General features: G+C 57.8%; 16 protein-coding genes and 1 pseudogene. 7 read left to right on the forward strand and 10 right to left on the reverse strand.

What is annotated here, in order from left to right:
• Nucleotides 1-146 precede the first annotated feature (146 nt).
• The 3 genes from AC3ISI_RS21555 to AC3ISI_RS21565 are packed head-to-tail and all read right to left on the reverse strand — an operon-like array spanning nt 147 to nt 13,061.
• Nucleotides 147-782 carry a hypothetical protein gene (locus tag AC3ISI_RS21555; protein WP_489333708.1) on the reverse strand — a complete coding sequence of 212 codons (636 nt, stop codon included), beginning with the start codon at nt 780-782 and terminating at the stop codon, nt 147-149.
• Complete coding sequence (locus tag AC3ISI_RS21560; protein WP_489333709.1) at nt 772-11,334, reverse strand: two-partner secretion domain-containing protein; 10,563 nt, start codon at nt 11,332-11,334, stop codon at nt 772-774. Before AC3ISI_RS21560 ends, AC3ISI_RS21555 begins: the two co-directional genes overlap by 11 nt.
• Nucleotides 11,335-11,357: 23 nt before the next feature.
• On the reverse strand, nt 11,358-13,061 hold the full coding sequence (locus AC3ISI_RS21565; RefSeq protein ID WP_489333710.1) for a ShlB/FhaC/HecB family hemolysin secretion/activation protein: 1,704 nt from the start codon (nt 13,059-13,061) through the stop codon (nt 11,358-11,360).
• A 245-nt stretch (nt 13,062-13,306) separates the two neighbouring features.
• On the opposite strand from AC3ISI_RS21565, the gene AC3ISI_RS21570 reads away from it, so the two are divergent.
• Nucleotides 13,307-13,582 (forward strand): hypothetical protein, encoded by a 276-nt coding sequence (locus tag AC3ISI_RS21570; RefSeq protein ID WP_489333711.1) that lies wholly within the window; start codon nt 13,307-13,309, stop codon nt 13,580-13,582.
• A gap of 63 nt (nt 13,583-13,645) precedes the next feature.
• Here the strand turns inward: AC3ISI_RS21570 and AC3ISI_RS21575 are convergent, their stop codons facing one another.
• Complete coding sequence (locus AC3ISI_RS21575; protein WP_150778992.1) at nt 13,646-14,992, reverse strand: DEAD/DEAH box helicase; 1,347 nt, start codon at nt 14,990-14,992, stop codon at nt 13,646-13,648.
• A gap of 192 nt (nt 14,993-15,184) precedes the next feature.
• On the opposite strand from AC3ISI_RS21575, the gene AC3ISI_RS21580 reads away from it, so the two are divergent.
• Nucleotides 15,185-16,483, forward strand: coding sequence for a mechanosensitive ion channel family protein (locus AC3ISI_RS21580; RefSeq protein WP_489333712.1), 1,299 nt, complete (start codon nt 15,185-15,187; stop codon nt 16,481-16,483).
• A gap of 34 nt (nt 16,484-16,517) precedes the next feature.
• Here the strand turns inward: AC3ISI_RS21580 and AC3ISI_RS21585 are convergent, their stop codons facing one another.
• Both AC3ISI_RS21585 and AC3ISI_RS21590 read right to left on the reverse strand, forming a co-directional pair.
• Entirely contained in the window at nt 16,518-17,513 is a 996-nt protein-coding gene (locus AC3ISI_RS21585) for an IS110 family RNA-guided transposase (protein ID WP_489333713.1), read from the reverse strand.
• Nucleotides 17,514-17,906: 393 nt separating this feature from the next.
• Nucleotides 17,907-18,551, reverse strand: a complete 645-nt coding sequence (locus AC3ISI_RS21590; protein ID WP_027925826.1) for a hydrolase — start codon at nt 18,549-18,551, stop codon at nt 17,907-17,909.
• 159 nt (nt 18,552-18,710) lie between these two features.
• On the opposite strand from AC3ISI_RS21590, the gene AC3ISI_RS21595 reads away from it, so the two are divergent.
• A complete protein-coding gene (locus AC3ISI_RS21595; protein ID WP_489333714.1) occupies nt 18,711-19,598 on the forward strand; it encodes a LysR family transcriptional regulator in 888 nt (295 codons plus the stop codon).
• 112 nt (nt 19,599-19,710) lie between these two features.
• On the opposite strand, the gene AC3ISI_RS21600 is transcribed toward AC3ISI_RS21595, so the two are convergent.
• From AC3ISI_RS21600 to AC3ISI_RS21615, 4 genes are all read right to left on the reverse strand, one after another.
• Complete coding sequence (locus tag AC3ISI_RS21600) at nt 19,711-20,223, reverse strand: MepB family protein (protein ID WP_489333715.1); 513 nt, start codon at nt 20,221-20,223, stop codon at nt 19,711-19,713.
• On the reverse strand, nt 20,220-21,098 hold the full coding sequence (locus AC3ISI_RS21605; RefSeq protein ID WP_489333716.1) for a carboxylate/amino acid/amine transporter: 879 nt from the start codon (nt 21,096-21,098) through the stop codon (nt 20,220-20,222). Before AC3ISI_RS21605 ends, AC3ISI_RS21600 begins: the two co-directional genes overlap by 4 nt.
• Before the next feature lie 346 nt (nt 21,099-21,444).
• The gene (locus AC3ISI_RS21610; protein WP_489333717.1) at nt 21,445-22,044 is read right to left on the reverse strand and encodes an FMN-dependent NADH-azoreductase; all 600 of its coding nucleotides are present in this window, start codon (nt 22,042-22,044) and stop codon (nt 21,445-21,447) included.
• 243 nt (nt 22,045-22,287) lie between these two features.
• A complete protein-coding gene (locus tag AC3ISI_RS21615) occupies nt 22,288-22,602 on the reverse strand; it encodes a 3-phosphoglycerate kinase (RefSeq protein WP_489333719.1) in 315 nt (104 codons plus the stop codon).
• A 49-nt stretch (nt 22,603-22,651) separates the two neighbouring features.
• Between AC3ISI_RS21615 and AC3ISI_RS21620 the strand changes: the two genes are divergently transcribed.
• From AC3ISI_RS21620 to AC3ISI_RS21635, 4 genes and pseudogenes are all read left to right on the forward strand, one after another.
• Nucleotides 22,652-23,575: a PA3225 family LysR-type transcriptional regulator gene (locus AC3ISI_RS21620; RefSeq protein ID WP_489333720.1), complete on the forward strand. Its 924-nt coding sequence runs from the start codon at nt 22,652-22,654 to the stop codon at nt 23,573-23,575.
• A 14-nt stretch (nt 23,576-23,589) separates the two neighbouring features.
• Nucleotides 23,590-24,395, forward strand: a pseudogene (locus AC3ISI_RS21625) (alpha/beta fold hydrolase).
• A gap of 3 nt (nt 24,396-24,398) precedes the next feature.
• Nucleotides 24,399-24,956: a peptidylprolyl isomerase gene (locus tag AC3ISI_RS21630; RefSeq protein ID WP_489333721.1), complete on the forward strand. Its 558-nt coding sequence runs from the start codon at nt 24,399-24,401 to the stop codon at nt 24,954-24,956.
• 85 nt (nt 24,957-25,041) lie between these two features.
• Complete coding sequence (locus AC3ISI_RS21635; protein ID WP_489333722.1) at nt 25,042-26,874, forward strand: ABC transporter ATP-binding protein; 1,833 nt, start codon at nt 25,042-25,044, stop codon at nt 26,872-26,874.
• Nucleotides 26,875-26,957: the final 83 nt, after the last annotated feature.

The following is a 26,957-nucleotide window of genomic DNA, read 5'->3' on the forward strand; positions in this document are numbered from 1 at the left end:
AGCTAATGCCCGCTGATCAAATGGCGTGCCTATGGGAGACAAAAATTATCCATCTGACCCACCATATAAATAACAAATAAATTAAAAAACAAACCCACCCTCTTATCACCCATCAAATTCGCCCCCCCCTTTTTCCGATTTTCTATTTATCTTAACAACACCTTCATCATCTCTAACGATCCAATCGCCAAAACACCCCATTCACAGTCGTCAAACTCACCGACTTTCTTTAAGACAAGCCCTCTATTTTCGCAAATATAATTAAAGAAATTTAGATCTTCTGCTACGTCTCCACACCACCCCATATCAAGAGCATGACGAACCTCGAAGTTTTTTGGTAACACTAGGATATAGGAGCATTGCTCACTAAAAAGTGCACCCACAACGCTTTCAGCAGATTGCGCTGATAGACGCATAGCACCAAAGAACTTTATTTTTCCATCGGCCTCAAGAATACTTTCCTGTGCATCACTACCACCTAACACCTCCAGACCTCGGAATTTCAATGCCCCCCACAACCCCCGGTAATTAACGATTCGTGTGTTTGGTTGCCATGCTGAATTACCGACAAAAAACCAAATTTCATTTTCAGGCATTTTTTTACAAACAAGATTGCAAACAAAATCTAATACACCGTTCAATGAGGAGCGTGATTCACCTGCGAGCAAAAAACTCGACGCCGATAGTCCCCGACAGTTATGACCTTGCACCTGGCGGAGGTTAAAAACATCGTTAGCAACCAAAATATCAGGTGTACTTATAATCCGAATTTCAATAGTCATAGTGATTACCAGCTTCGTCGTTAAAGTGCGGACCTCTGTTCTGTAAATTCCCCACACCAAAATCATGTCCCCCCGCATCTTCACGAATCCTTATCGTTTGAGTACCTCCACCTGATGCAGGAACCTCAAACTCATAGATTCTTCCTGGCTGAGGGGTGCCACGCTTATCGACATTAGCTAGGACCCTACTAGGTTGCTGACTTACAGGAATACCTGATTGACGCTTAGCTTCATCAAATGCACCGCTTCTCCCAGCACCAGGAGGGCTCATATTCTGAGGAGGCGTGCCTTTCGTGCCTGCAGCCTTCCCAGCCCCCAAAAGTATAGCCGACCAATTAGCAACACTCCCTACGGTCTCGGGTTCGACACTCAGTCCAGCCTGCCCCGCGAGATCGCTACCGGTTTGTGACAGTCCGAGGGCGACGCCCATTTCAATCAATCGGTACTTGGCCACTGCGTTCATCATTTGCACAGTTGCCAGCACATTTTTCATTTCTAACGGAATGTCAGATGTTCGTGCTTGAGAAATCTGCTCGTGGGTCTTGTCGTAGCTATCGACAAATCCCTGGAATTCAGCCGCTTTACAGCCAGTAGGGTTGTTCCCGCAAAACTCCGCAAACCGCTTTTCGTTAGCGTCATTCAGATCCGCGTATTTATTCCTGACCTCGGCACAGTTGTTTGCGACACAGGTTTTTGCTTCATCAATTAAGCCATCAACCTCGTTGTGCCGCAGGTAGTTATTGACCGTTGCCTGCTGCGCCACCCAACCCGCGACCTGCTGATCCTTGTCACTGCCGCCTGCGGCAGCGGCTACGGTCATGCCCAAGAGCTGGGACGTCATTGCCAGCACTTGCTCATGGGCGACACCCGGGAAGATTTTGCTCCCGACCATCTCGATCAAGGTTTTGTTCGCACCTGCCGCCAGCGCCGAAGTGGCAAAATCGCCGCCGGCCGCTTCACCGATCAAGCCCCCCACGATGGCATGCACCGCTACCTTCGTTGGCAAACCACTCCCTAGCAGACTTGTACCTACCTGATCGTAGATCGCGCCAGCCATCAAATCCGCGACCAACCCAACCGCGGCTTGACTCAGGTTGTCCTTGAACTTGCCACCGTTTGTGACTGTTTGCAGGGCCGAATTAACTGCCAGGCGAACGCCAATGTTCGCGCCACCAATACCGCCACTAACCCCTGCAGCCACGTAGTTTTTCAGGCTTTCGCTAGAGGTTACATCCTTGGCAACGGCCCCCAGATTGCCTCGGTTATTGATCGTACTGACAGTTGCCCCGCTGGCCGCCGAGGTAGCCACGGCCGTGAGCGCCACATTGCCCCACCCCGCCGTAACGGCCGCCCCAGCAGCCGAAGTACCGGCCGCCGCCATGACTGTCCCGGACGCGGCTGCTGCATTGGCTGCTGTTCCTATTGCCGCACTCGCGGCGCCTGCCGTGAGTACAGTCACAATAATAATGATCGCCAGCATCGCCCCCTGGCCCAGACCCGAGTGGCTGTACTTGAACGAATCATGCAGCTCTTGCACCTTGCGCCAATCCACATCCCCGCGCTGTTCAGCCTCTTTCAGCCAAGCCAGATTCGGATCGGCCTTGACCATGGCATCAATGGCTTCGCCGACCGTCTTCTGATCGATGTGTTTGATATCGATCTTCAGGCCATCGACGGCCTTGATGACCACATCGCCCTGCGCCATCAGCTGGCTCTGACGCAACGTCTCATCCGTAGCCCCCTTCCCCTTGGCGCTGGTCCAGGCGAGGTCACTATCACTTTTCTCGTGACTCTCCTGGTGCAGGTCTTTCACCCCCTCAAACGTAATCGCCCCACCACTCGCCAGCGTGAGGTCGTTGCCACTGTCCAGCTTCGCCACCTGATAACGCTGATCCCCGCCACTGACCAGCGTCAGGTCGCCGCCGCTGGTGATTTCACTGCCGATGTTTTTCACATCGGTCACTTCATCACGCCGGGTTTTCTTCGCGCCGAAGGAGCCCTTTTTCTGCTTGTCATACAGCGAATAATCACTGTCCTGCGCCGCCAAAATGTCGAGGTTATCCCCTGCCACCAAATACGCTTCATCGCCGGCGGTGATGCGGCTGGAGATCACGGTGAGGTCCCTGCCTGCCTGCAGTTGGACGTTGCCGCCCGCCGTGATTCCCGACATGACCTGGCTGACGTGGTCTTCCTGCACCGTGAGTTTTTTGCTCTTGGACAGGGCGTGTTCTTCGTCCGCCGCCGAGCGGATGGTCAGGTTTTCCGTTGCGGCCATGGCAATGTCGCGCTGGGCGTCGATCTGGCTGGCGATGACGTTGAGGTCGCGACCGGCCTGGGCGGACAGGTCACGCCCGGCGGTGACGGTGGCGCCCAGTTGCGTGATGTCGCTGCGGTTGTGTTGGCTGTTGGCGTACACGCTGTTGCTGACGTGCACCGAGGACAGGTTGACGTCTCGCCCGGCCTTCAGGCTCAAGTCCCGGCCGCTGTGCAGCACACCACCAGCCATGTGGATGTCTTGACCCGCGCTCAGCGTGAGGTCATTGATTGCCTCGATGCGGGCGGCGGTGTCGGCGTAGTCATGGTGCTGGGTGCCAAAACGGGTATCGCTGTCGGAGGAGGTGATGGTCCGCTCGTTGAGGACGTCCCCGCGGATCGCCGTCACGCTGACGTCACGGCCGGCGAGGATACCGCCCGCCTTGTTGATGACGTCGTGACCGGCCAGCACATCCAGACGGTTACCCGCTTGGAGCAGGCCGCTGTTGATCAGGTCGTTGCCCGCCGTAGCCTTCAGGTTGTGGGTTGCGCGCAGCGTGCCGACGTTATCGAGGTTCTGACCGGCGATCAGTGTCACGTCGTTGCCGGCGATCAGCGCCCCGGTCGGGCCGAGACGGCCTTCGGCCTGTGCCAGGTACAGCACCGGCACCAGGACTTTTTCGCCATTCACTTCGTGCTCTTCGAGCCAGACGATGTCATGGGTCAGGGCCGCGACTTGCTGGGCCGAGAGGGTCACGCCCACCGCCAGGTTCAGCGCGTCCTTGCTGGCGATGGCGTTGTTCATCAGGTACTTGAACTGATCCTGATTGGACGTCTGGCCATTGATGAAGGCCTGGCCGGTGCGGGCGACCACCGCTTGTTGAATCAGGCGTTGTTCATACAAACCGTCGCCCAGGCGCTTGGCGCTGTGGTCGGGGTTGTAGCCGAGGTTGGCCAGCAGGTAATCCGAGCTCATGAATTGCTTGAGGTCGGTGAGTACCGGGTTGGTTTCGATCAGGTATTTATGGGCGTTGGCCGGTGCTTTGACCTCTGGCAGACCGGTGACGCGGGTCACAGGGCGAATGTCGACGGAGCTTTTGATCTCGTCTTGGCGTGCGCCGGTGTCAGGGCCGACCGAATTGACGGCGTCTGCTTGGGCGATGGTTGGAAGTCGTATGACCGGGTCAAGGGCACGATCAGTACTGGAGACCCTCTCAGGGCTATCGACCAGCAAACTGCGTGGCCCCGCGCTGGTGCCTTGGGTCAGGTGATCTTGGGTGTTGACGCGTTCACTGCTGACACTCCAATCCGACGGTTGCTGTGTATCGGCAACCGCAACATCACTCGCCCCGTCCTTGCTGAGCCGGAACAGGCCATTGTCGCCGGCGGGCAATGAGAAGCCGGGCAGGCTGAGGGGATTGACTTGCTGCTGGGCCAGATCAGGCGGTAGTTGGGAGTTAAGCCTGATAACCGTAGTACCAGTTCCGCCGACGCTGGTATCGGCGACTTTGTTGGTGCCACCGGCAACGCCATAGTCTTCGTGAATGACGCTGTTTTGCAGTTCTTGGGTGGCGGCAATCGACACATTGCCACCGGCCTGGATAACGGCGTTACGTCCACCGCTGCCGCCACTGGTCACTGTTTCGGTAGGCGTCATCGGGGTAAAACTTTGCAGCCCGCCCGGCAACACTACCAGGTTGTTTCGGTCATATTGGGATTGAGGGCTGGTATTGCCGTAGGCGTAACCCGAGAGGGTGTTGGTCACCGCCTGATCCGTTATTGAATCCTTGACCACGACCATTTCAATCAGGCCGCCATCATGACCGGGCTCACGGCCGGTGTCAGACGAAACGATTCCGGTACTGAAACCTCCAGAACCGTCGATGTAGTAGATGTTCGGAAAATCCGGATTGTTGCGCTGGTTATAGGCCACCACTTGAGGCATGAAACGATTGATCGTGCCATCTGTAACGGAACCGCTGCGATAGGTACTCGTGCGCTCGATCACTCCGCTGACGGCACCGAGGTTCTTCAGGTTGTTGGCATTGATGGTGATGTTGCCTGACGCACTGACAATGCTTTTGCTATTGAGAAAGTCGCCGCCGTTGAACACGAAGTTACTGCCGGCATTTAACACCGCGGACGCCGTGGTATCGCTGTCCTGCCCGGCGTCGAAGCGTTCTCGGGCGATGAAGTTGACGTCGTAGTGATCGCCACGGCAATCGAGACATTGCACGGTAATGGAACCGGAAATCAGCGTACGTCCCAGACCGAAATTCTGCGTACCGTCGGAGCCCGCCGTCCGGTTGGTAAAGGTCCCGGCACTGATCGAAAACGCCCCGCCGCTTTCCATCGAGCCGGAGATGTTTGACACCTGGCTGGCCTGCGCCGTGCCATTGCCTTTGATGACAACATCACCCATGCCATAAAGGTCGCCGTTCTGGTTGGTGAAGTTGCCAACGTTCAGTGTCATATCGCCGCCACTGAAAATCAGCCCCCGGTCATTTACCAAGCCTGGGGTATTGATCACCAACGATTGCGCACTGCCCAGCGTACCGGTGTTGTTCAGGGCACCGGCGGTGAGGGTCAAATCCGCATTTGAGGTCAAGCGGCCGGCATTGCTCAGCAGCCCGCCCACTGTCATCACGACATTTGCGCCACTACCAATGCTGCCAGCCGCGCCAAGGTTCAATTGCGCCGCGTTGAGGTTAATGTCACCAAGGCTCGATAGACGGCCATTGCCGCTGTACGTGCCGCCCAACTGCATATCCAGAACACCATCGCTGGCGATCAGGCCTTCGTTAGTCCAGTTGCGACCGCGCGCTTGCAGGTACTCCGAAGCGAGCAGGTTGCCGTTGGCGGTCTGGCTGAAGTTGTTGACGTTGACGTTCAGGCGTCCGGCCTGGATGACGCTGGAGTTGGTCCAGGTATCGACATTCAGATCGAGGGTGCCGCCGCTGGTGATGCCACCGCCAGCATTGATGACGTTGGCAGTGGCGATATCAAACCGGCCGCGACCGACGTGATTGAGTTGACCATCGGCGTTCAGAAAGCTGCCAACGGCCAAGTTCAGATCGGTGTTGGCCGTCTCTAGCATGCCGGTGCGGTTGTCCAGTAAACCGCCAATCTGGAAGCTGGTTTTACCGCTGTTGCCGAGGGAGCGAAGCCGACCGTTGTAGTTGTCGACGCTGGCAGCTGTGACCCTCAGCGTGGTGTCGCTTTCGACGATACCGGCGCGGTTGTTCAGGGCGCCGCTGAGGCTCAGGTCGATACTGCTACCGGCGATCTGGCCGGCACTGTTGTCCAGATGAGTGCCGGTTACGCCGACCAGGCCCTTGGCATAAAGCACGCCGTGGCGATTATCAAAACCTGTGGTGGTGATGTTCGCGTCAGTGGCTTGCGCCGAGACTCGTCCGCCGTTGTTGTCCAGACCCGTCAAGGCTGACAGCGTCAAACGCTGCCCCTGAATGATCCCGCCCTGACGGTTGTTGTTGAGGTCAAAACCGTTGCGCAACACGCCGACAGTCCGTGCTTCGAGGGCACCTTTGATGCTCGACAACACGCCACCACGGTTATCGATGTTGGTCGCATTAACGCTGACGTTGCCGTTTTCTGCGATGATTTTTCCGCTCTGGTTATCGAGATCGCCACTGACGTCGAGGATCAGGCCATTTTGGCTCTGGAGTGCGCCGTTGCCATTTGCCAGGCTGGCGGCTTGCAGTTTCAGACCGGCGTTCTTGCTGAAGATCAGACCATTGGTGTTGTTCTGCACCGCGCCGCTGGCACTGATCAACAGGGCATCATTGGCGGCGAGGGTGCCGTTGTTGCTGTTGTCCAAAGAACCGGTCAACAGGGTCAGCGTGCTTTGGCTGGCGAGCTGGCCATTTTTGTTGGTGAGGTCGGTTACGCCCTTAATCAGCACCGGTCCGGCACCGACCAGTTTGCCGCCGTCGTTGTTCAAACGGCCGAGCAGGCTTAGCGTGAGAGCCGCGTTGCCGCCAACCTGGCCACGACTGTTATCGAAGGTGGTGGCAGAGGCGTTAAACGCTTGTTGCACATTGATCGTGCCGCCAACGTTGGTGAACGCGGCGGTGGTGATATCGAGACCGGCGCCACTGTCGATCAAGCCGCCATGGTTGTTGTTCAGTGAATCCTTGACGGTAAGGATCTGCCCCGCCGCGCTACTCAAAATGCCTTTGTCACTGTTATCCAGGCTGCCCGCTTTGACGCTCAGCCTGCCTTGGCTCACCAGTGCGCCGGCATCGTTGTTGAGCAACGCATCGTTGACTGACACTGAAACATCGCCGTTGCGGCTCGATAAGGTGCCGTTGTCACGGTTGTCGAGGCTGTCGCCGTTGACGGTCAAACCCTGCCAGCCGGAGATCAGTCCTTTTGGGTTGACCAGCGAGGTGCCGCCGACAATCAGATGCTGGCTGCTGAACAGCCGACCGGCGCTGTTGTCCAGCGCGCGGGCGGTGACGCTGAAGCCGAGGTCGCTGGAGATCTCGCCGCTGTGATTGTTGAGGTCGCCCAGGTGATTAAGGCTCAGCGGTCCCTTGGCGGTGATCAAACCATGACGGTTGTCGAGGTCACCATTGGTCAGGTCCAAGGTCACCGCTTTACTACCCAGCAAGCGCCCGCCGTTCTGGGTCAGAGCGGTCAGGGTCAGGCCGATATCGCCGTTGGCCGAGACTTCACCACCATTGCTCGAATCCAGTGTCGTGGCGGCCAGGGTCAGATGGCCCTTGCTGTTGATCAAGCCGCCATCGCGGTTGTTCACGGCTTTGGCATTGAGAATGACCGCCGCGCCGCCGAGCAGGCTACCGCCCTGATTATTCAGGTCGGCGCTGTTCAGATTCAGCGTTTGTACGGCGTTTATCAGGCCTTTGTCATCGTTGCGCAGCAGACCGGTGACCGTCAGATCCAGATTACCCCGGCTGCTGAACGTACCACCGCTGTTATTCAATGTGCCCGCTTGGACGTCCAGCGTTGCGCCGCCGATCAGACCTTTGACGTTGTCCAGCGCGTTGGCAATGCGCAGGGTCACCCCTTGGCTGCTGAGCAATTTGCCATTGCTGTTGTCGAGACTTTGCGCGATCAGTGTGAACGCTTCGGCACTGGAGATTTCCCCGCCCTGGTTGTTCACGCCGTTGAGTTGTTTGAGCAACAAGGTGCCGGGGGCGTTGATCAAGCCATTCTGGTTATTCAATTGGCCATTGTTCAGGTCAAGACTCAGGTTGCTGTCGCTGAACAGTTTGCCGCCCTGTTGTTCCAACCCGGTGACCGTTGCGGTCAACGCGCCTTGGCTGCCGATACGGCCACCGTCCTGGTTGGTGACTTGAGCGGCGGAGAGGTTCAGCGTGCTGGCGCTGTTGACTTGCCCTTGAGTGTTGTTGAAGGCACCGCTCAGGTTCAGGCTCATGCTCTGCAGGCTGACAAGGTTGCCAGCGCTGTTATCGAGTAAACGCCCTTGCAGATTCAATGCGCCCGTGGCGTCGATCTTGCCTTTGTTGCGGTTGAGCAACTGCTCGACCGTCAGGGCCAACGCCTTGCCAGCAATGACGGTGCCCCCATCGCTGTTGTCGAGTTTTTTGCCGGTACTCTGCAGGTTGGCGTTGGTGGTCAGTTCGCCCCCGCGATTGTCGAGTTCGCCGACCCTAAGGGTCAGGTCTTTGGTGGCCCCCAACAACCCGCTCTGGCGGTTGTCGAGGGTGTCAGCGGTGACCTGCAACGATCCGGTGGCAATCAGCGTCCCTTGCTGGTTATCCAGGTGCCCGACCTTGAGTGCCGCTTCACTTTTACCGGTGACTTTGCCGCCACGGTTATCCAGGGCATTGGCCGTCAATAACAATTCACCGTCGGCAACCACCGTACCGTACTGGTTGTTCAAGAAGTCGTCGGCTTCCAGCGCCAGCCGACCCCGGCTACTGATCATGCCTTGCGTGTTGTCGAGACTGGCGCTGTGGCTGTGGATGGACGCGGCGGAAAGAGTGCCTTTGAGGTTGTTCAACACCTGGGCGATGCGCAGGGTCAAACCCTGATTACTCAGCAGTTTGCCGCCACTGTTGTCCAGATTTTGTGCGGTTAACGTGAAGGCTTCGGCGCTGGAAACTTCACCGCTCTGGTTATTCACGCCATTGAGGTGCTTGAGCAGCAATACGCCCGGTGCGTTGATCAGACCGTTCTGGTTGTTCAACTGACCCTGGTTCAGGTCCAGGCTCAGGCTGGTTTTGCTGAACAGTTCGCCACCCTGTTGATCAAGACCAGTGACCGAAGCACGCAGCGCCTGCTGACTGGCAATCCGGCCAGCCTTGTTGTTGACCTGTTTGCTCGTCAGGTCCAGGGTCGCCTCACCCGTGAGGCGGCCACCCTGGCTGTTATCAAAATCACCCGTGATGACGTGCGAAGCGCCCTTGCTGAAGACCACACCTTTTTGACTGTTATCGAAGCGGTCACTGTTGAGGTTCAACGTGCTGTCGGTGCTGATCAAGCCCTGAACGTTGAGCAAGGCGTCATCAAGGGTGATCACCAGACCATTGAGGCTATTGAGAGTGCCGCCACGGTTGTCCAGTGAGTTGCCGGTCAGCGTCGTGACGCCTTGGCCGACGATCACTCCCTTGTTCTGGTTGATCAGTCTGGCAACGGTCAATGCCAGATCGGTGGCCGCCAACACCTTGCCACCCTCACTGTTATCCAGACGTTGGCTATTGATGTTCAACAGCAGACTGCTGGAAATTTTACCCGCACGGTTGTCGACATCACCGACCTTCAGCGTCAGCGCTTTAGTGGTGCCGACCAGACCGCCATTGCGGTTATCGAGGGTAGCGCCGGTCAGGCTCAGATTGCCTTGGGCGACCAGTGCGCCACCCTGTTGTTGCAACAAGCCGATTACAGCCGTGAGATCGGTTTGGCTGGAGATCCGCCCGGCGGCGTTTTGCACTTCAGCGGCATTCAGCGTGACAGGCCCCACGGCGCTAAGCAGACCGCCGCTGTTGTCCAGGGTGCCGGCGCTGATGCTGACGTTTTGCCCTTTGACTGTTCCGCTTTGGTTGCTCAACGTTTGCGCGGTATTTACCAGCAGACTGCGACTGGCAACGACGCTCTTGCCGGTGTTGGTGAGGTACTGCGCAGTGATCGAGACATCGCCGGAGGTGTTACGACTGAGATCGGTATTGACCCCGGCCTCGATCACACCGTTGTTGGTCAACTGACCACCGGCACTCAAGGCAATACCGTCCCGGGCCGCGAGAGTTTGCTGGTTCGTCAGGTTGCCCTGGGTTTGCACATTGACGGCGCTGCCGGCATAGACCGGTCCCTGGGCGTCGAGGCTGACGACTTTGACGCTCACCGCACCGGCGGCGGTGGTCTGCGCCAAGCTCAAATGACCATTGCCATCGATCTGGATGTCGCCGCCGCTGGACGCCAGGTTACCGGCCAGTTTCACCCCGACCCCGGCTTCCGTGCCGACCAGTTTGATCGCCCCGGCATACATGCCACCCAGCGCCGAACTGTCGATGGCCAATTGCGGTTTGACGCTGCCGTCATCGGCGCGAGCGGTAGCATTTAAGGTCTGAGCATTGACGTCATTACGACCGGCCACAACCGTCAGCTTTTTCGCCTGTATCTCGGCATTGATCTGCGCGCTGCGGGTGATTATTTCGAAGCTGTCGATGTTGTTGGCGTTCAACCCCGCGCCGTTGATGGAGACGCTGCCCTGGTCCACCTGAAAGCGATCCAGGCGCCCGTTATCCAGCATCGGTTTGCCGGTGGTCAGCGTCACTCGAGGCGTGTTGATGAACCCGCAACCATTGCAAGTGATGCCGTACGGGTTGGCGACGATCACGCGGGCCGACTGCCCTGCCACTTCGGTATAACCGCGCAACTGGCTGGGGCTGCCACCGACCACTTCGTTGAGGATGGTTTGCGCTGCAATCCGGTTGGTCAGGTTGGGGTTGCCGACGATGATGCCGCCCAACTGCGTCGTACCGGTTCGTGCGGCGACGTTGTTGAGGATGACGCCTTGTTTGCCGACGTTGTAATCGTGGAACTGGTTATGCGACAGCCCTGTTCCATTGGGCGTGGCAATATTGACAATCGGCACGCCGTTGCCTGCCTGACCGAGGCTGGTGCCCGGCGTGGCCACCACGATACCGGTGGCCTGCGCCCACATCGGTTGCCAGAACATGACGTTCGCCAACACGAACGCCAATCCGCGCTTGGGCATGCCCCAGAAATGGTCGCGGGCTTTCACTGCCGCAGAAGGCTGGCGGCTCAGGAAGGCGAATTGAATGGCGTCCATGTCAAAGTCTCGATACTGCGAAATTAAAGAAAGAAATCCATGCGGAAATAGATCGGCGCTTCGCGCTCGATCAGGGCATCTGGACGTTCCAGGGAATGAGCAAAGGTCACGCTGGCAGCCAGGTGCTGACCGCGAGCAAACAGCTCAACCGAGTTGCTGGACATGCGCCCGTGTTGATCGCCGTTGTAGCGAGTACCGCGAATTACGCCTTGGTCGTAACCGAGGCTGGTGCCATATTCGGCGAACACCGGGTGCAACCACTCCAGGGTGACCGGACGACTCCAACGCAGGTCGTTGCGCCAGTACCCCCCGCTATCGCCGGACAAAGATTGGTCCTTGTATCCACGGATCGACGGCTGCCCGCCGAGGCTGGTGCGTTGCGAGCTGAACAGCAGGTCTTCACTAAGCTGGCCGGTCATCAAGCTGATGAAACTGAATGACTCGTCCCACACCTTGAACGGCTGCAAGTAGCTCACGGTGGCGGTGTATTTGCGGTAACGCGCGTTCGGTTCGCCGGGGCCTGGATGGTTATTGCTCTGAGCATCGAACGCACCGATCCCCTGTTGCATCCCGAGGTCGAAATTGACGAATGCGCCACCGATTCGACGACCGTGGTTGATGCCCAACTGGGCTTCGCTGATGCGGTTGCTGCTCAATTTGAGCTTGCTGTCTTCGATGAAATTATTGGTGCGCAAGTGCGACAGACCGGAGCTGAGTGAGGTCTTGCTTACGGCATCGCGATGGATCACCCACTCGGCGCGCAGTTGATGGTTTTCACTGTCGCCGGTCTGCTTGAAATTGAAGCCGTTGGCTTGAGCCAACGAGCGATAGTCACTCTGGCTGTAGGTGTAACTGAAGTTCCACCAGCCCCACGGCAAGCTGTAATTGAGCATCGCGTTGCTGGAGGTGTGCTGATGATCGCTCACCCCATCGTGACTGCCGTGCAGATTCAACTGATCGGCCAGGCCCAGCGGGCTGTCCCAATCAAACGTCGTGCCCCACTGTTGCTCGCCGGTGCTGCGCTGGCCGTCATTGCTACGCGACAACCCGGCACGCCAGGGCTTTTGCGGCGAGTTCTTGACCAGCACCTCACTGCCGCCGACGCGCTTGCCCGGCGCCAATTCCATCTGCGCCTGATTGGATGGCAAGCGGTTGAGCTGATCAACCAGTTGCTCGATTTCGCGCAGGTTAACCAACTCCCCGGTTTTGCCGGGGAAAGCCATGCCCAACTCGCGGTCCGACAGCTTGCTGCCGTCGGCGCCTTTCAAGCCTTCGAGCTTGCCCTCGACCACCAGCACTTTCAGGCGCCCTCCGGATAAATCCTGCTGCGGCAAGTACGCCCGACTGGTGACCAGGCCTTTTTCGATGTAGAGACCAGTGATGACTTTCAGCAGTTCGTTGAGCTGAGTGACGCCCAGGCATTGGTCAATGTAGGGCTTGAGCAGACGACGTTTATCGTTGTCGGAAAGACTGTCGGCGCCTTCGAGTGCTATGTCCTTTATCGGGAAGCAGCGAGTGTCAGCGGGTGGCGCTGGAACAACCGGTTTCAATTCCTTGCCGGGCAATTCCTTGAGTTCCTCAAGACGACGACGCTGCTCTTCGAGCAGGCGATCCTGACGTTCGCGGATGAGATCGGTGTCACCTGGGGTGGTGGCATTGGCAGGATTTAGCGAAGAAAAGCACAGCAAAGCCAGGCACAACCTCGCCACCAGGGCGGGTGAGTACATGTTCGATCCCTCGAAACGGTGATGACGGCAAACTAGTGGCTCGATAGGTAGAGCCATCTTCTTGGCGCCAAATATTGGATCCATTCCAAAGAGTACGCGACGAACGGTAGTAAAAACATCAGACGTTTCCGATTGATGTTGCGGAAATTTCCGAGAGCGTATTTGCCTCATAGGCAGTCGTATGAACTTTCCGAACCTTGAAGCCTCAACCGTTTAACCGCCGAACATGGAATCCGAGGCCTCCCATGAAAACCCTGCTGAAACTCACCCTCGCCACCACCCTTGCCTGCGCCCTCCCCGTGTGGGCCTGCACCCCCGAGGAAGCCACCGCCAAGCGCGAGCAACTGGCTCAGGAGGTGGCCAAGCTCACCGAGCAAAATCCGGCCAAAGCCAAAGAGATCAACGCCGAGTTGCAAAAGATGGACCTGGGCACCGCCAGCAAGGATTTGCCGGACAAGTGCCAGTTGATCGATCAGCGGTTGAAAGAGTTGGAAACAGCGGATAAGAAAGCCGAGAGCTGATCCCAAATCCCGCGCATAAAAAAACCGGACATCAGTCCGGTTTTTTTGGGTCACGACAACGGCTTATTCAGCCGCCGGCGCTTCCGGCTTGCGGCGCTTGAGCGGCGCCATGCCGTCCTTGCTGACCAGCGACAGAGCGTCGGTCTTTGGGCGGTTGGCAATTTTGCGTTTGGTCGGCGCCTTGGCGCCGGTTTTCTTCTTGTCGCCTTTGGCGTCGACCTTTTTCTTCTTCACGCCAACGGCTTTGCCCGAGGCCTTGACCTTTTTCGGTCCGCCGTAGGTGCCTTTGACTTCCTTGATGGTACGGCGCTCGAAGCTCTGCTTGAGGTAGCGCTCGATGCTCGACATCAAGTTCCAGTCGCCATGGCAGATCAGCGAGATCGCCAGGCCTTCGTTGCCGGCGCGGCCGGTGCGACCGATACGGTGAACGTATTCATCGCCGCTGCGTGGCATGTCGAAGTTGATCACCAGGTCCAGGCCATCCACGTCCAGGCCGCGTGCGGCGACGTCGGTGGCGACGAGGATTTTCACGCCGCCCTGCTTCAGGCGGTCGATGGCCAGCTTGCGGTCTTTCTGGTCTTTGTCACCGTGCAGCACGAACGCTTTGTATTCCTGTGCCACCAAGCGACCGTAGATGCGGTCGGCCATGGCCCGGGTGTTGGTGAACACGATGGCCTTCTGATAGGTCTCGTTGGCCAGCAACCAGTTGAGGATCTGCTCTTTATGCACGTTGTGGTCAGCGGTGATGATCTGCTGACGGGTGGTCGCGTTGAGGTCACTGACGTTGTTGACCTGCAGGTGCTCAGGGTTGTTCAACACCTTGGCCACCATGTCGCGCAGACCCGAACCACCGGTGGTAGCGGAGAACAGCATGGTTTGCTGACGGTTGGTGCATTCAGCCACCAGACGCTGCACGTCTTCGGCAAAGCCCATGTCGAGCATGCGGTCGGCTTCGTCGAGCACCAGCACTTCAACTTCTTTCAAGTCAAGGTTGCCGGCGTTCAGTTGCTCGATCATCCGTCCCGGCGTACCGATCAGGATGTCCGGCACCTTGCGCAGCATGGCGGCCTGAACCTTGAAGTCTTCACCGCCGGTGATCAGGCCGGATTTGATAAAGGTGAACTGCGCGAAGCGCTCGACTTCCTTGATGGTCTGCTGAGCCAGCTCGCGGGTTGGCAGCAGGATCAGGGTCTTGATGCTGACGCGGACTTTCGCCGGGCCGATCAGACGGTGGAGGATCGGCAAAACGAAAGCAGCGGTTTTGCCGCTACCGGTTTGCGCTGTCACCCGCAGGTCACGCCCTTGGAGCGCCAGCGGGATAGCCGCTGCTTGCACTGGCGTTGGCTCGACAAATTTAAGCTCGGCCACGGCTTTGAGCAGGCGTTCGTGCAGGGCGAATTGGGAAAACACGGGTGCTACCTCGAAGAAATACAAAAAAACAGCTGCATAGGGTAACGGTTTCGAGCGCTCAGGCCGAGTTTCTTTGTGAAAACGACGATAAACAGTGGCTTTTTGTTGCCGGATTTGTCTTCAAACGTCATCCAACCCCACTTAAATGCTCTAATCGACCGATCGCGTCCTACAGAAGAATCGTTTTAACCCATGGATATCAAACAGCTCTGGCTCAACGTCCAAGACCTTTGGGGGACCCTGGATCAGCACCCACTCCTGCATTCAAGCCTGGCGCTGATGCTGTTGTTGGTCATTGCGCTGGCCCTCGGACGAGTGGCGCGCTACCTCATTCTTCACGCGACCAAAATACTCGGTCGCCAACCAGCACTGCACTGGATCAACGACTTTTACTACAACAAGGTTTTTCATCGCCTGGCCCAGGTGACGCCATTGCTGGTGATTCAGTTCTGCCTGCGCCTGGTACCCGAACTGAGCAAGACCGCCCTGAACTTCCTCAGCAATGTGTCGCTGGCGTTCACCTTTCTGTTCCTGCTGCTGGCGGTCTCCTCCCTGCTCAATGCATTGCTGGACATCTATGCGCGCACCGAATACGCCCGTACCCGCTCGATCAAAGGCTACGTGCAGCTGACGAAAATGGTCTTGTACGTGCTGGGGGCGATCATCATTGTCGCCACCTTGATCGACCGCTCGCCGCTGTTGCTGCTCTCGGGTCTGGGCGCCATGTCGGCGGTGATCATATTGGTCTACAAAGACACTCTGCTGTCGTTCGTGGCCAGCGTGCAATTGACCAGTAACGACATGCTGCGGGTGGGCGACTGGATCGAAGTGCCACAAGTCGGCGCTGACGGTGATGTGGTCGACATCACGTTGCATACGGTGAAAGTGCAGAACTTCGATAAAACCATTGTCTCGATCCCGACCTGGCGCTTGATGTCCGAGTCGTTCAAAAACTGGCGTGGCATGCAGCAATCCGGCGGTCGACGGATCAAGCGCAGCCTGTTCATCGACGCCAGCGGGGTGCGTTTCATCCGTGATGACGAAGAGCAGAAGTTGTCGCAGGTGCATCTGCTGACCGATTACATCGGTCGCAAACAGGCCGAACTCAAAGCCTGGAACGAAGCCCAGGGCAATGTGGCCGCCATGTCGGCCAACCGTCGGCGGATGACCAACATCGGGACCTTCCGCGCTTATGCGTTGGCGTATCTGAAAAGCCGCCCCGAGATTCAACCCGGCATGACCTGTATGGTTCGCCAGATGCAGACCACCGCACAGGGCATACCATTGGAAATCTACTGCTTCACCAGCACCACGGCGTGGGCGGATTACGAGCGGATTCAGGGGGATATTTTCGATTACTTGCTGGCCGTGCTGCCGGAGTTTGGGTTGAGTCTTTACCAGCAGCCGAGTGGTGGTGATTTGCGGGCCGGGTTGTTGCCGGCGATGCTGGGTGCAAGCCATATCCCCGAAACCGAAAAACACATCATGTAGCACCACAAAAAACCTGTAGATACTCTGTTCACGGTCAAGCTTTCGCGAGATGTTTTTCGCTAAAAAGCTTGGCCGTATTAAATTCTTCTCCAGAACGCATGCATGCCCATAACCCGGTCAGGTATTTGCGCATCACCGCTCCAATGGCCTGCATTTTCTTCTTGCCGCGAGCTAGCAGCGCCTCGTAAAAGGCCTTCACATTCTCATCACAGCGAATTGCCGTCATCGCCGGCATGAACATCGCTGCACGCAAATACGCGTTACCGCATTTGGACATTCGACTTGGTCGGTTCACACTGGTGCCTGACTGGGTCAGCCTGACGTCGAGCCCTGCATAACGGCTGACCTGTGCCGACTTGAGCGTCACAGGCAAGGTCGTCAGCTCAGCCAGTGCGGCGATAGCCGAGGCTTCTCCCACGCCGGGAGCAGCCATCATGCAGCGAAACTGCAAACTCAGATCCGGGCATTTGGCGATGGCCTCGCGTGCCGCCTTCTTCAAACGATCAATCCGTGTGTCCAGCGCTGCAATCGCATCTTTCTCATCCTCGATCAGTAGCTCGACACTCGTTTGTGTCGCTTGTAGCGCGTGCAGCTCATTCTTGGCTCTGGTCCGATGACCAATCAGCCGGTTGATATGGCGACCAAGCGCACGCAGCATCAGTTGATCTGCAGTCGGCGGGACCCACAGTCTAGGCGCCATGCGCTCACCGTATTCGGCCAGCAATTGGGCATCAATCTGATCAGTCTTGCTGTTTTGCAGCATCAGCTTGGCAAAGTTGTGGAAGCTTTTGGGATTAATCACCGAGACCGGCAAACCGGCGGCGTGTAGCTCCAGCGCAAGGTCCAGGTAGTAAATGCCGGTGGCCTCCATGATCACGCTCAGCGGTTTGAGGCCCAACATCTTGGTCACGGCAGCCTTACGCCCCTTCGACGTGTGCTGAATCTCCCACTGGCCTGATGTCTTACCGTTCTGTCGCCATCCCATCGCAGACGTACGGGCACCAATGTCTATGCCGACATGAGTATTCATGCTTTTCACTTCCCTGACTTTCGGTAAGATTGCTTCCGGTTCCCCCGACCTCGAACTTCATGCCACCGCAACCTTGTAATGCGAAGTCCGACTTGTCGGCTTCTCGATACTCTTCGTGGTGGGCAATGAGGCGGGGGGGCCTCTCTACAGACAAGGTCAGGAGCAAATCCTGCCTTCAGGAGTGATCGGCCTCCCCCAGAAACGCACTTGCTGTTGTATGAATCCTTGAGCGTAACCTCTCTCGTTGGAATCAGGGTCAACATACAAGGAGTGGGCTTGCCCGCGAAAGCAGAGTGTCAGTTAACGAATCTATTGACTGACACGATGCCTTCGTCGGAACGCCACCCGGGGCCCGCTCCTACATGGGTTTGTATCGTTTTTTAGATTTGCGGGTTACTTGACCTGACGCTGCGGCGCCTTGTGCACCATGGTGTAAGCGTAATCCACGCCCATGCCATACGCGCCGCTGTGTTCCAGCACCAATTCCATCACGGCTTCGTAGGTGTCCTTGTGTGCCCAGTCACGTTGGTACTCAAGCAGCACCTGTTGCCAGGTCACCGGCACCGCACCGGCCTGAATCATCCGCTGCACCGACATGTCGTGCGCTTCTTTGGTGGTGCCACCGGAAGCGTCCGTGACGATATACACCTCGTAACCTTCAGCCAACGCCTCCAGTGCCGGGAAGGTCAGGCAGACCTCGGTCCACAGCGCGGCAATGATCAGTTTTTTGCGCCCGGTGGCTTTCACCGCGTCAACCAGCGCCTTGTCTTCCCACGAGTTCATCGAGGTGCGTTCGATCGGCTTTTGCTCAGGGTGAACCGCCAGCAGCTCGGGCCAGATGTAACCGCTGAAGCTTTCGGTTTCAACCGAGGTGTAGATGGTCGGCACATTGAAGATCTTCGCGGCCTTGGCCAGGCCTACCGTGTTGTTTTTCAGCGTTTGACGGTCAATCGACTGCACACCAAACGCCATTTGTGGCTGGTGGTCGATCAGGATCAGGGCGGAATTGGTTGGGTTGAGCAGTTCACGGATAGACATGGCGCGTTCCTTTTGATGTCGATTTTCAAAGTGAATGATGGGTGAGTCGACGTTGCCTTCAGCAGCATAGTCGTCGGCTTGGATGTCACTTTAGGGGTTGGCATATAAAGGGACAATTCCATAAAATCGAGAATCATTGATTCTAAAACAGGGACAATCATGGACCGCATCGAATGCATGCGTGCGTTTGTCGTCACGGTTGGCGAGAACGGCTTCGCCGCCGCTGCACGGGCAATGGATGTGCCACGATCAAAAGTCAGCAAACAGATTCAGGCGCTGGAGGACGCGATCGGCGTGCAATTGCTGCAGCGCACCACCCGCAGCCTGCACCTGACCGAGGCAGGCGCCGAATACTTCGACGCCGCGCGCGAAGTACTCGCGTCGCTGGATGAGGCCGAACAGCGAGCGCGTAACGGCATCGGCGAATTGCGCGGGGTGTTGCGGGTCAATGCGCCGATGTCCTTCGGCTTGCGCCGATTGGGGCCGTTGATCCCGCTGTTTCATGAGCAGCATCCGAACATCGAATTGCAACTGGTGCTCAGCGACCAGCAGGTTGACCCGGTGCGTGGTGGTTTCGATGTGACCATACGCATTGCCAGCCTGCCGGACTCGACGATGATTGCCCGGCAACTGGCGCCGGCCCCACGCATCATGGTGGCGTCCCCGGCGTATCTGGCACGCGCCGGAATACCGCAGACCCCGCAAGACTTGCGCGCCCATCAATGCCTCAACTACGGGTATCTGCAAAGTGGCGTCAGCCTGCAACTGTGCAACGGCCAGGAAACCCAACGGGTCACCGTGACCGGCCCCTTGCACGCCAACAACGGCGACTTGCTCGCTCAGGCCGCCGAAGCAGGAATGGGCATCGCCCTGCTGCCTGACTTCATTGTCGAGGATGCGCTGGCAGCTGGCCGCCTGGTGCCATTGATGTGCGAATGGCAGGCGCCCGCGATCACGATTAATGCGGTGTACCCTTCGGCACGCCGGCTCCCGCAAAAGACCCGGACGTTTATTGAGTTTTTGGTAGCGCAGTTGGCAGAGAAATAACGCAGATCCCTTGTAGGAGTGAGCCTGCTCGCGATAGCGGTGTGTCAGCCGACATCAATATTGAAAGTGATATCGCTATCGCGAGCAGGCTCACTCCCACAAGGTCAGGTGCCTATTTGCCGAAAAGTCGACGCACCTGATCCACGTCTGCCCCGCCGTCCTGCTCAATCGCGAGAAAATACTTCAGCTGCCATTGCTGCGTCCTGATCGCCTGTTTTGCGACAGGCTTGACCCAAGGCGGGTAGACGCGAATTGCGCGCTTGCCACCGTCACCGTCAACCGACATGACCCCTTTGGCGGCCAGTATCTTCTGATCGAACACAAACTGTCCGTGGTGCGTGTCATCAGCAACACTCACTACCACAAAGGCGACGCCATCGCCGGTGTCGAACGGGGCAATCTCGCTGACCGACGTCGGCCGCTTCCATAGCGTAACGAACTGGCCAATCTTGGTCGGCGTGGTTTTCGCCACACGGAAGACCACCACCTGGTCATCGAGGCCAAGACGGCAGGCTTCGTACTCGGCACTCTCCGGCTCGCGTTGAGCCTGCTGCGTCAATGTCAGCCCTGCTGGTTTGTACACCTGCCCGATGGCGGCGACCAGTTCGTGTGGAAGGTCCGTCATAGTCGCTCCTGCACCGGCTGAACTTCTCGTTTGACACCCAAACGACTGATCCACACCGCCATCAGAATTACCGACCCACCGAGGAACAACCGCCCCAACTCTTCATGCTGATTCCAGATCAGCAGATTGATCAGCAACCCCACAGGCACATGCAAATTGTTCATCACCGCCAGCGTTCCGCCGTTGACCATGCAGGCGCCTTTGTTCCACCAGTACAACCCCAACGCAGTCGAGACCAGGCCGAGGAATACCAGCACGCCCCATTGCAGTGGTGCTTCGGGCAGGAAGTTCTGTTTGCCGAACAGCAGAAACGCCGGCAAGGCCACCGCCAATGCACCCAGATAGAAGTAACCGAATCGGCGGTAGTGCGGCAGATCGCTCGGATGGCGCGCCACCAGATGTTTATAAAGCACTTGCCCGGCGGCGTAGGTGAAGTTGGCCAGTTGCAGCAGCAGGAAACCCATGAAGAAATCCGGGTTGATCCGGTCGTAACGAATCACCGCTGCCCCCATCACCGCCACCACCGCTGCAATCAATGCCCATGCATTGAAACGCCGATTCAGTGCGTCTTCGATCAAGGTCACATGCAATGGCGTGAGGATCGTGAACAGCAACACTTCCGGCACCGTCAGCACGCGGAAGCTCAGGTACAGGCACACGTACGTCACGCCGAACTGCAACGCGCCGATCAACAGCATGCCGCGCATGAATGCCGGCTCCACCGAACGCCAACGCGTCAGCGGAATAAACACCAGCCCCGCCAGCACCACGCGCACCAGGACCGCGAAATAACTGTCGACGTGACCGGCCAGGTATTCGCCGATCAAACTGAAGGAAAACGCCTGGATCAGCGTGACAAAAAGTAGATAGCCCATGCTCGCCTCGTTTTGAATGGCGGCGACGATAGCGGGTTTTGCCGATCACTGCGAATCGTCAGGCGACACACAACCCTGTAGGAGCTGAGCTTGCTCGCGATGAGGGTGTCACATTCAACATGGATGTCGGCTGGTACACCGCCATCGCGAGCAAGCTCAGCTCCTACAGGGTTATGTGCGCGCCCATCAAATCGTGGGCGAAAAAAAGCCCGATCTCGCTAAAGCGTTCAATCGGGCAACAGCACTCAGGAGCAATAAGTGCAAAGGGAGGTTCGATGCGCGTAAAGCCTTGAAGGGGTTGCGCCAGGTCACTTGAACATCAAGGGATTATCTGGCGATTAATGCCTCATGCCACCTTGGAAAGCTTGGCGTTGGCCTGGCTCAGGCCCTTCTCGTGGAAGTCGCCGCCCAGGTTCATGCCTTCGGCGTGAATGAAGGTCACGTCATGGATGCCGATGAAAGCCATGACCTGCCGCAGGTACGGTTCCTGGTGATCCGCTGTGCTGCCGGCGTAGATCCCGCCGCGAGCGGTCAACACGTAGGCACGCTTGCCACTGAGCAGGCCTTGCGGGCCGGTGTCGGTGTATTTGAAAGTCACGCCCGCACGCAGCACATGGTCGAGCCAGGCTTTAAGCGTGCTGGGGATAGCGAAGTTGTACATCGGTGCAGCCATGACCAGCACGTCGGCAGCCAGCAGTTCATCGGTCAGCTGGTTGGAGCGCTCCAGCGAAACCTGTTCGAGGTCACTGCGTTGCTCGGCAGGTTTCATCCAGCCGCCCAGCAGATTGATATCAAGGTGCGGCACCGGTTTGACGGCCAGGTCACGCACGGTGATCTGGTCGGCTGGATGAGCGGCTTTCCACTGGTTGATGAAGGTCTGGGTCAGTTGACGGGAAACCGAGTCTTGCTGACGGGCGCTGCTTTCGATGATCAGAACGCGTGACATGGGATGTAGGCTCCATCTGAGAATGCTGTAAGGCGATGGAGTGAAGGTTAAACAGAGTCATATCGATGAAAAAGCGCAAATAACTGCTATAACCCATCAATTAATTCGTTTATAAGCAGAGCATACCCCTGTAGGAGTGAGCCGGCTCCCGGCGGCGTTCCGACGATAGCGGTGTGTCATTCCATTTGATTTTCGCTGACACACTGCTATCGCGAGCAGGCTCACGCCTACAGGGGATTGAAGTCATTTCGGCGTGCAGGTCAGCTCGATGCGCAGCTTGATAATGCTGCGGGAGAACTTCGCGGTGGCATTTTTATTCTTACCGGCGGGCACATCGATCTTGCGAGTACGCGGCGCTTCCGGGCCATTGCTGAAAACCGCTTTGCAGCTCGCATCAACGTCACCGTAGTTAGCCACCCGGATAGAGCCGATGTCGTTATCCGTGTCGAAGGTCTCGTAGTCGATTTTCAAGCCATTGAGGTTTTTCTGCACATCAATCGGATACGCAAACGCCGTCAGCGGCAACATCGCCAGCAACAAACAAAAGATTTTTTTCACTCAGCAGTCTCCATAAAAGGCTGCCAGCTTAGGACAAGAGGAGCCATTCATGAAAGCGCCCCGCGTGACCCTTGATCAATGGCGAACGTTGCAAGCCGTGGTCGACCACGGTGGTTTCGCCCAGGCCGCCGAAGCGCTGCACCGCTCGCAATCGTCGGTGAGCTACACAGTGGCACGCATGCAGGACCAACTCGGCGTGCCGCTGTTGCGCATCGACGGGCGCAAAGCGGTGTTGACCGAAGCCGGTGGCGTGTTGCTGCGCCGCTCGCGGCAATTGGTGAAACAGGCCAGTCAGCTGGAAGACCTGGCTCATCACATGGAGCAAGGATGGGAAGCCGAAGTGCGGCTGGTGGTCGACGCGGCCTACCCGAGCGCCCGCCTCGTCCGCGCCTTGACCGCGTTCATGCCGCAAAGCCGTGGCTGCCGGGTTCGACTGCGCGAAGAGGTGCTGTCGGGTGTCGAGGAAGTCCTGCTCGAAGGCGTGGCTGACCTGGCGATCACCGGCCTGAGCATTCCAGGTTATCTGGGGGCGGAATTGAGTGATGTCGAATTCGTTGCGGTCGCCCATCCCGAACATGCGCTACACCGCCTCAACCGTGAGCTGAATTTCCAGGACCTGGAAAGCCAGATGCAAGTGGTGATCCGCGACTCCGGTCGGCAGCAACCGCGCGACGTCGGCTGGCTCGGTGCCGAACAGCGCTGGACCGTCGGCAGCCTGGCCACCGCCGCGACGTTTGTCAGCAGCGGCCTGGGGTTCGCCTGGTTGCCCAGGCACATGATTGAACGGGAACTCAAAGAAGGTACGCTCAAACTGCTACCGTTGGATCAGGGCGGTAGCCGTAACCCGAGTTTTTACCTGTATTCGAACAAGGAAAAACCCCTGGGACCTGCGACGCAGATTCTCATCGAACTGCTGCGCACCTTTGACACCGCACCGCTGGACGCGCCTTTTGCTGCGCCTGAACAAGCCTGACAAGGAGTGAATGCATGGCCTATTTCGAACACGAAGGTTGCAACCTGCACTACGAGGAGTACGGCCATGGCACGCCGTTACTACTGGTCCACGGCTTAGGGTCCAGCACACTGGACTGGGAAATGCAGATCCCGGCCCTGTCCGCACGTTACCGGGTGATCGTCCCGGATGTGCGGGGCCACGGTCGTTCCGATAAACCCCGTGAGCGCTACAGCATCGCCGGCTTTAGCGCCGACGTGGTTGCGCTGATCGAGCATTTGAACCTCGGTCCGGTCCACTACGTAGGGCTTTCAATGGGCGGGATGATCGGCTTTCAACTGGCCGTGGACCAGCCGGAACTGCTGAAAAGCCTGACCATCGTCAACAGCGCACCAGAGGTCAAACTGCGCAGTCGCGACGATTACTGGCAGTGGTTCAAACGCTGGAGCCTGATGCGCGCCCTCAGCCTGGGCACCATCGGCAAGGCGCTCGGCGGTAAGTTGTTCCCGAAACCGGAACAGGCGGATCTGCGACAAAAGATGGCCGAGCGCTGGGCAAAAAACGACAAACATGCTTATCTCGCCAGCTTCGATGCCATCGTTGGCTGGGGGGTTCAGGAACGACTTTCGAAGGTCGCCTGTCCAACCCTCATCGTCAGCGCCGACCGTGATTACACGCCGGTCGCGCTGAAGGAAACCTACGTAAAACTGCTGCCCGATGCACGGCTGGTGGTGATTGCCGATTCGCGTCACGCCACCCCGCTGGACCAACCCGAACGCTTCAACCAAACACTGCTCGAGTTTCTCACCGCAGTCGACACCACCCCACTCAGGATCACTGACCCATGCTAAAGAAAATCGCCCTCGTCGCCGGCTCCGTACTGTTTGCTGCCAACCTGATGGCTGCGACGCCTGCCAAAGCGCCGCACGTTCTGCTGGAAACTACCAACGGCCAAATCGAAATCGAACTGGACCCGGTCAAGGCGCCGATCAGTACCAAGAACTTTCTTGATTACGTCAACAAAGGCTTCTACGACAACACCATTTTCCACCGAGTCATACCGGGTTTCATGATCCAGGGCGGCGGTTTCACTCAGCAAATGCAGCAAAAGCCTACCGAAGCTCCGATCAAGAACGAATCCAAAAACGGTCTGCATAACGTCCGTGGCACGCTGTCCATGGCCCGCACCTCCGATCCGGATTCGGCCACCAGCCAGTTCTTCATCAACGTCAAGGACAACGATTTCCTCGACAGCGGTGACGGTTATGCCGTGTTCGGTAAAGTCGTGAAAGGCATGGACGTGGTGGACGTCATCGTCAACTCCCCGACCACCACCAAAATGGGCATGAAAGACGTGCCCGCCGATCCTGTATTCATCAAGTCGGCCAAGGTCATCGACTAAGCTACACAGGAAGCCTTGAGCGGTTGCCGGCCCGCGGCGCCGCTCACACTGTTCAAAGGAGAGCCCGTGCGCGGGCGGAGAACTGATGCTTTATCGCCGTTTTGAAAAACTGATCGACGTCTTTCGTGATGCACCGACGGCGGCTCCGCCGGATCGGGTTCTCCCTTTCTATACCTATTATCTGAAGCAGGTCTGGCCGAGTTTCGCCGCCTTGCTGATCGTCGGCCTGTTTGGCGCGCTGATCGAAGTGGCGCTGTTCAGTTACCTGAGCCGCATCATCGACCTCGCCCAGGGCACACCCAACGTCAATTTCTTCAATGAACACGGCATCGAACTGGCTTGGATGGCAGTGGTAGCGCTGATCCTGCGCCCGGTATTCGTCGGCCTGCATGACCTGCTGGTGCACCAGACCCTGAGCCCCAGCATGACCAGCATGATCCGCTGGCAGAACCACAGTTACGTGCTCAAACAGAGCCTCAATTTCTTCCAGAACGACTTCGCCGGGCGCATCGCCCAGCGCATCATGCAGACCGGCAACTCGTTGCGCGATTCGGCGGTGCAAGCGGTGGACGCGCTGTGGCACGTGCTGATCTACGCGATCAGTTCGCTGGTGTTGTTTGCCGAAGCCGACTGGCGCCTGATGATCCCGCTGTTGAGCTGGATCGCTGCGTACATGGGGGCGCTTTATTACTTCGTGCCACGGGTCAAGGAGCGTTCGGTGGTGTCTTCCGATGCGCGTTCCAAACTCATGGGGCGGATCGTCGACGGCTACACCAACATCACCACGCTGAAGCTGTTCGCCCACACCAACTTCGAACAGCAATACGCCAAGGAAGCCATCGAAGAACAGACGGTCAAGGCGCAACTGGCCGGCCGTGTGGTCACCAGTATGGACGTGGTCATCACCAGCATGAACGGCTTGCTGATCGTCACCACCACCGGCCTGGCCCTGTGGCTGTGGACGCAGTCGCTGATCACCGTCGGCGCCATTGCCCTGGCCACGGGCCTGGTGATCCGCATCGTCAACATGTCCGGCTGGATCATGTGGGTGGTCACCGGCATCTTCGAAAACATCGGCATGGTTCAGGACGGCTTGCAGACCATCTCTCAGCCGGTCAGCGTGACGGATCGCAATGAAGCCAAGCCGCTGGCCGTCGCCCGGGGTGAAGTGCGTTTCGAGCACGTGGATTTCCACTACGGCAAGAAGAGCGGGATCATCGGCGACCTCAATCTCAACATCAAAGCGGGTGAAAAGATCGGCTTGATTGGCCCGTCCGGCGCCGGCAAATCAACCTTGGTCAATCTGCTGCTGCGCCTGTATGACGTGGAGGGAGGACGAATCCTCATCGATGGCCAGAATATCGCTGAAGTTGGCCAGGAGAGCCTGCGAGAACGTATCGGCATGATCACTCAGGACACGTCGCTGCTGCACCGCTCGATCCGCGACAATTTGCTATATGGCAAACCCGACGCGACCGACGCCGAACTCTGGGAAGCGGTGCACAAGGCCCGCGCCGACGAGTTCATCCCATTATTGTCGGATGCCGAAGGCCGCAGCGGTTTCGATGCGCATGTCGGTGAGCGCGGAGTGAAACTGTCAGGCGGTCAGCGTCAGCGGATTGCGATTGCCCGCGTACTGCTCAAGGATGCGCCGATCCTGATCATGGACGAGGCCACGTCGGCCCTCGATTCGGAAGTTGAAGCGGCGATCCAGGAAAGCCTGGAAACCCTGATGCAGGGCAAAACCGTGATCGCCATCGCCCACCGCCTCTCGACCATTGCCCGGATGGACCGCCTGGTGGTGCTGGAAAACGGCAAGATCGCCGAAGCCGGCACCCACGCCGAACTGCTGGCCCATGGCGGGTTGTATGCACGGTTGTGGAAGCACCAGACTGGCGGCTTCGTAGGAATCGATTGAGTCTTGTAATCGCCATAACCCCTGTGGGAGCGAGCTTGCTCGCGATGGCGGTGGGTCAGGCGAAATAGATGTATCTGACCTAC

The organism is Pseudomonas sp. GL_139_B (assembly GCF_057834475.1).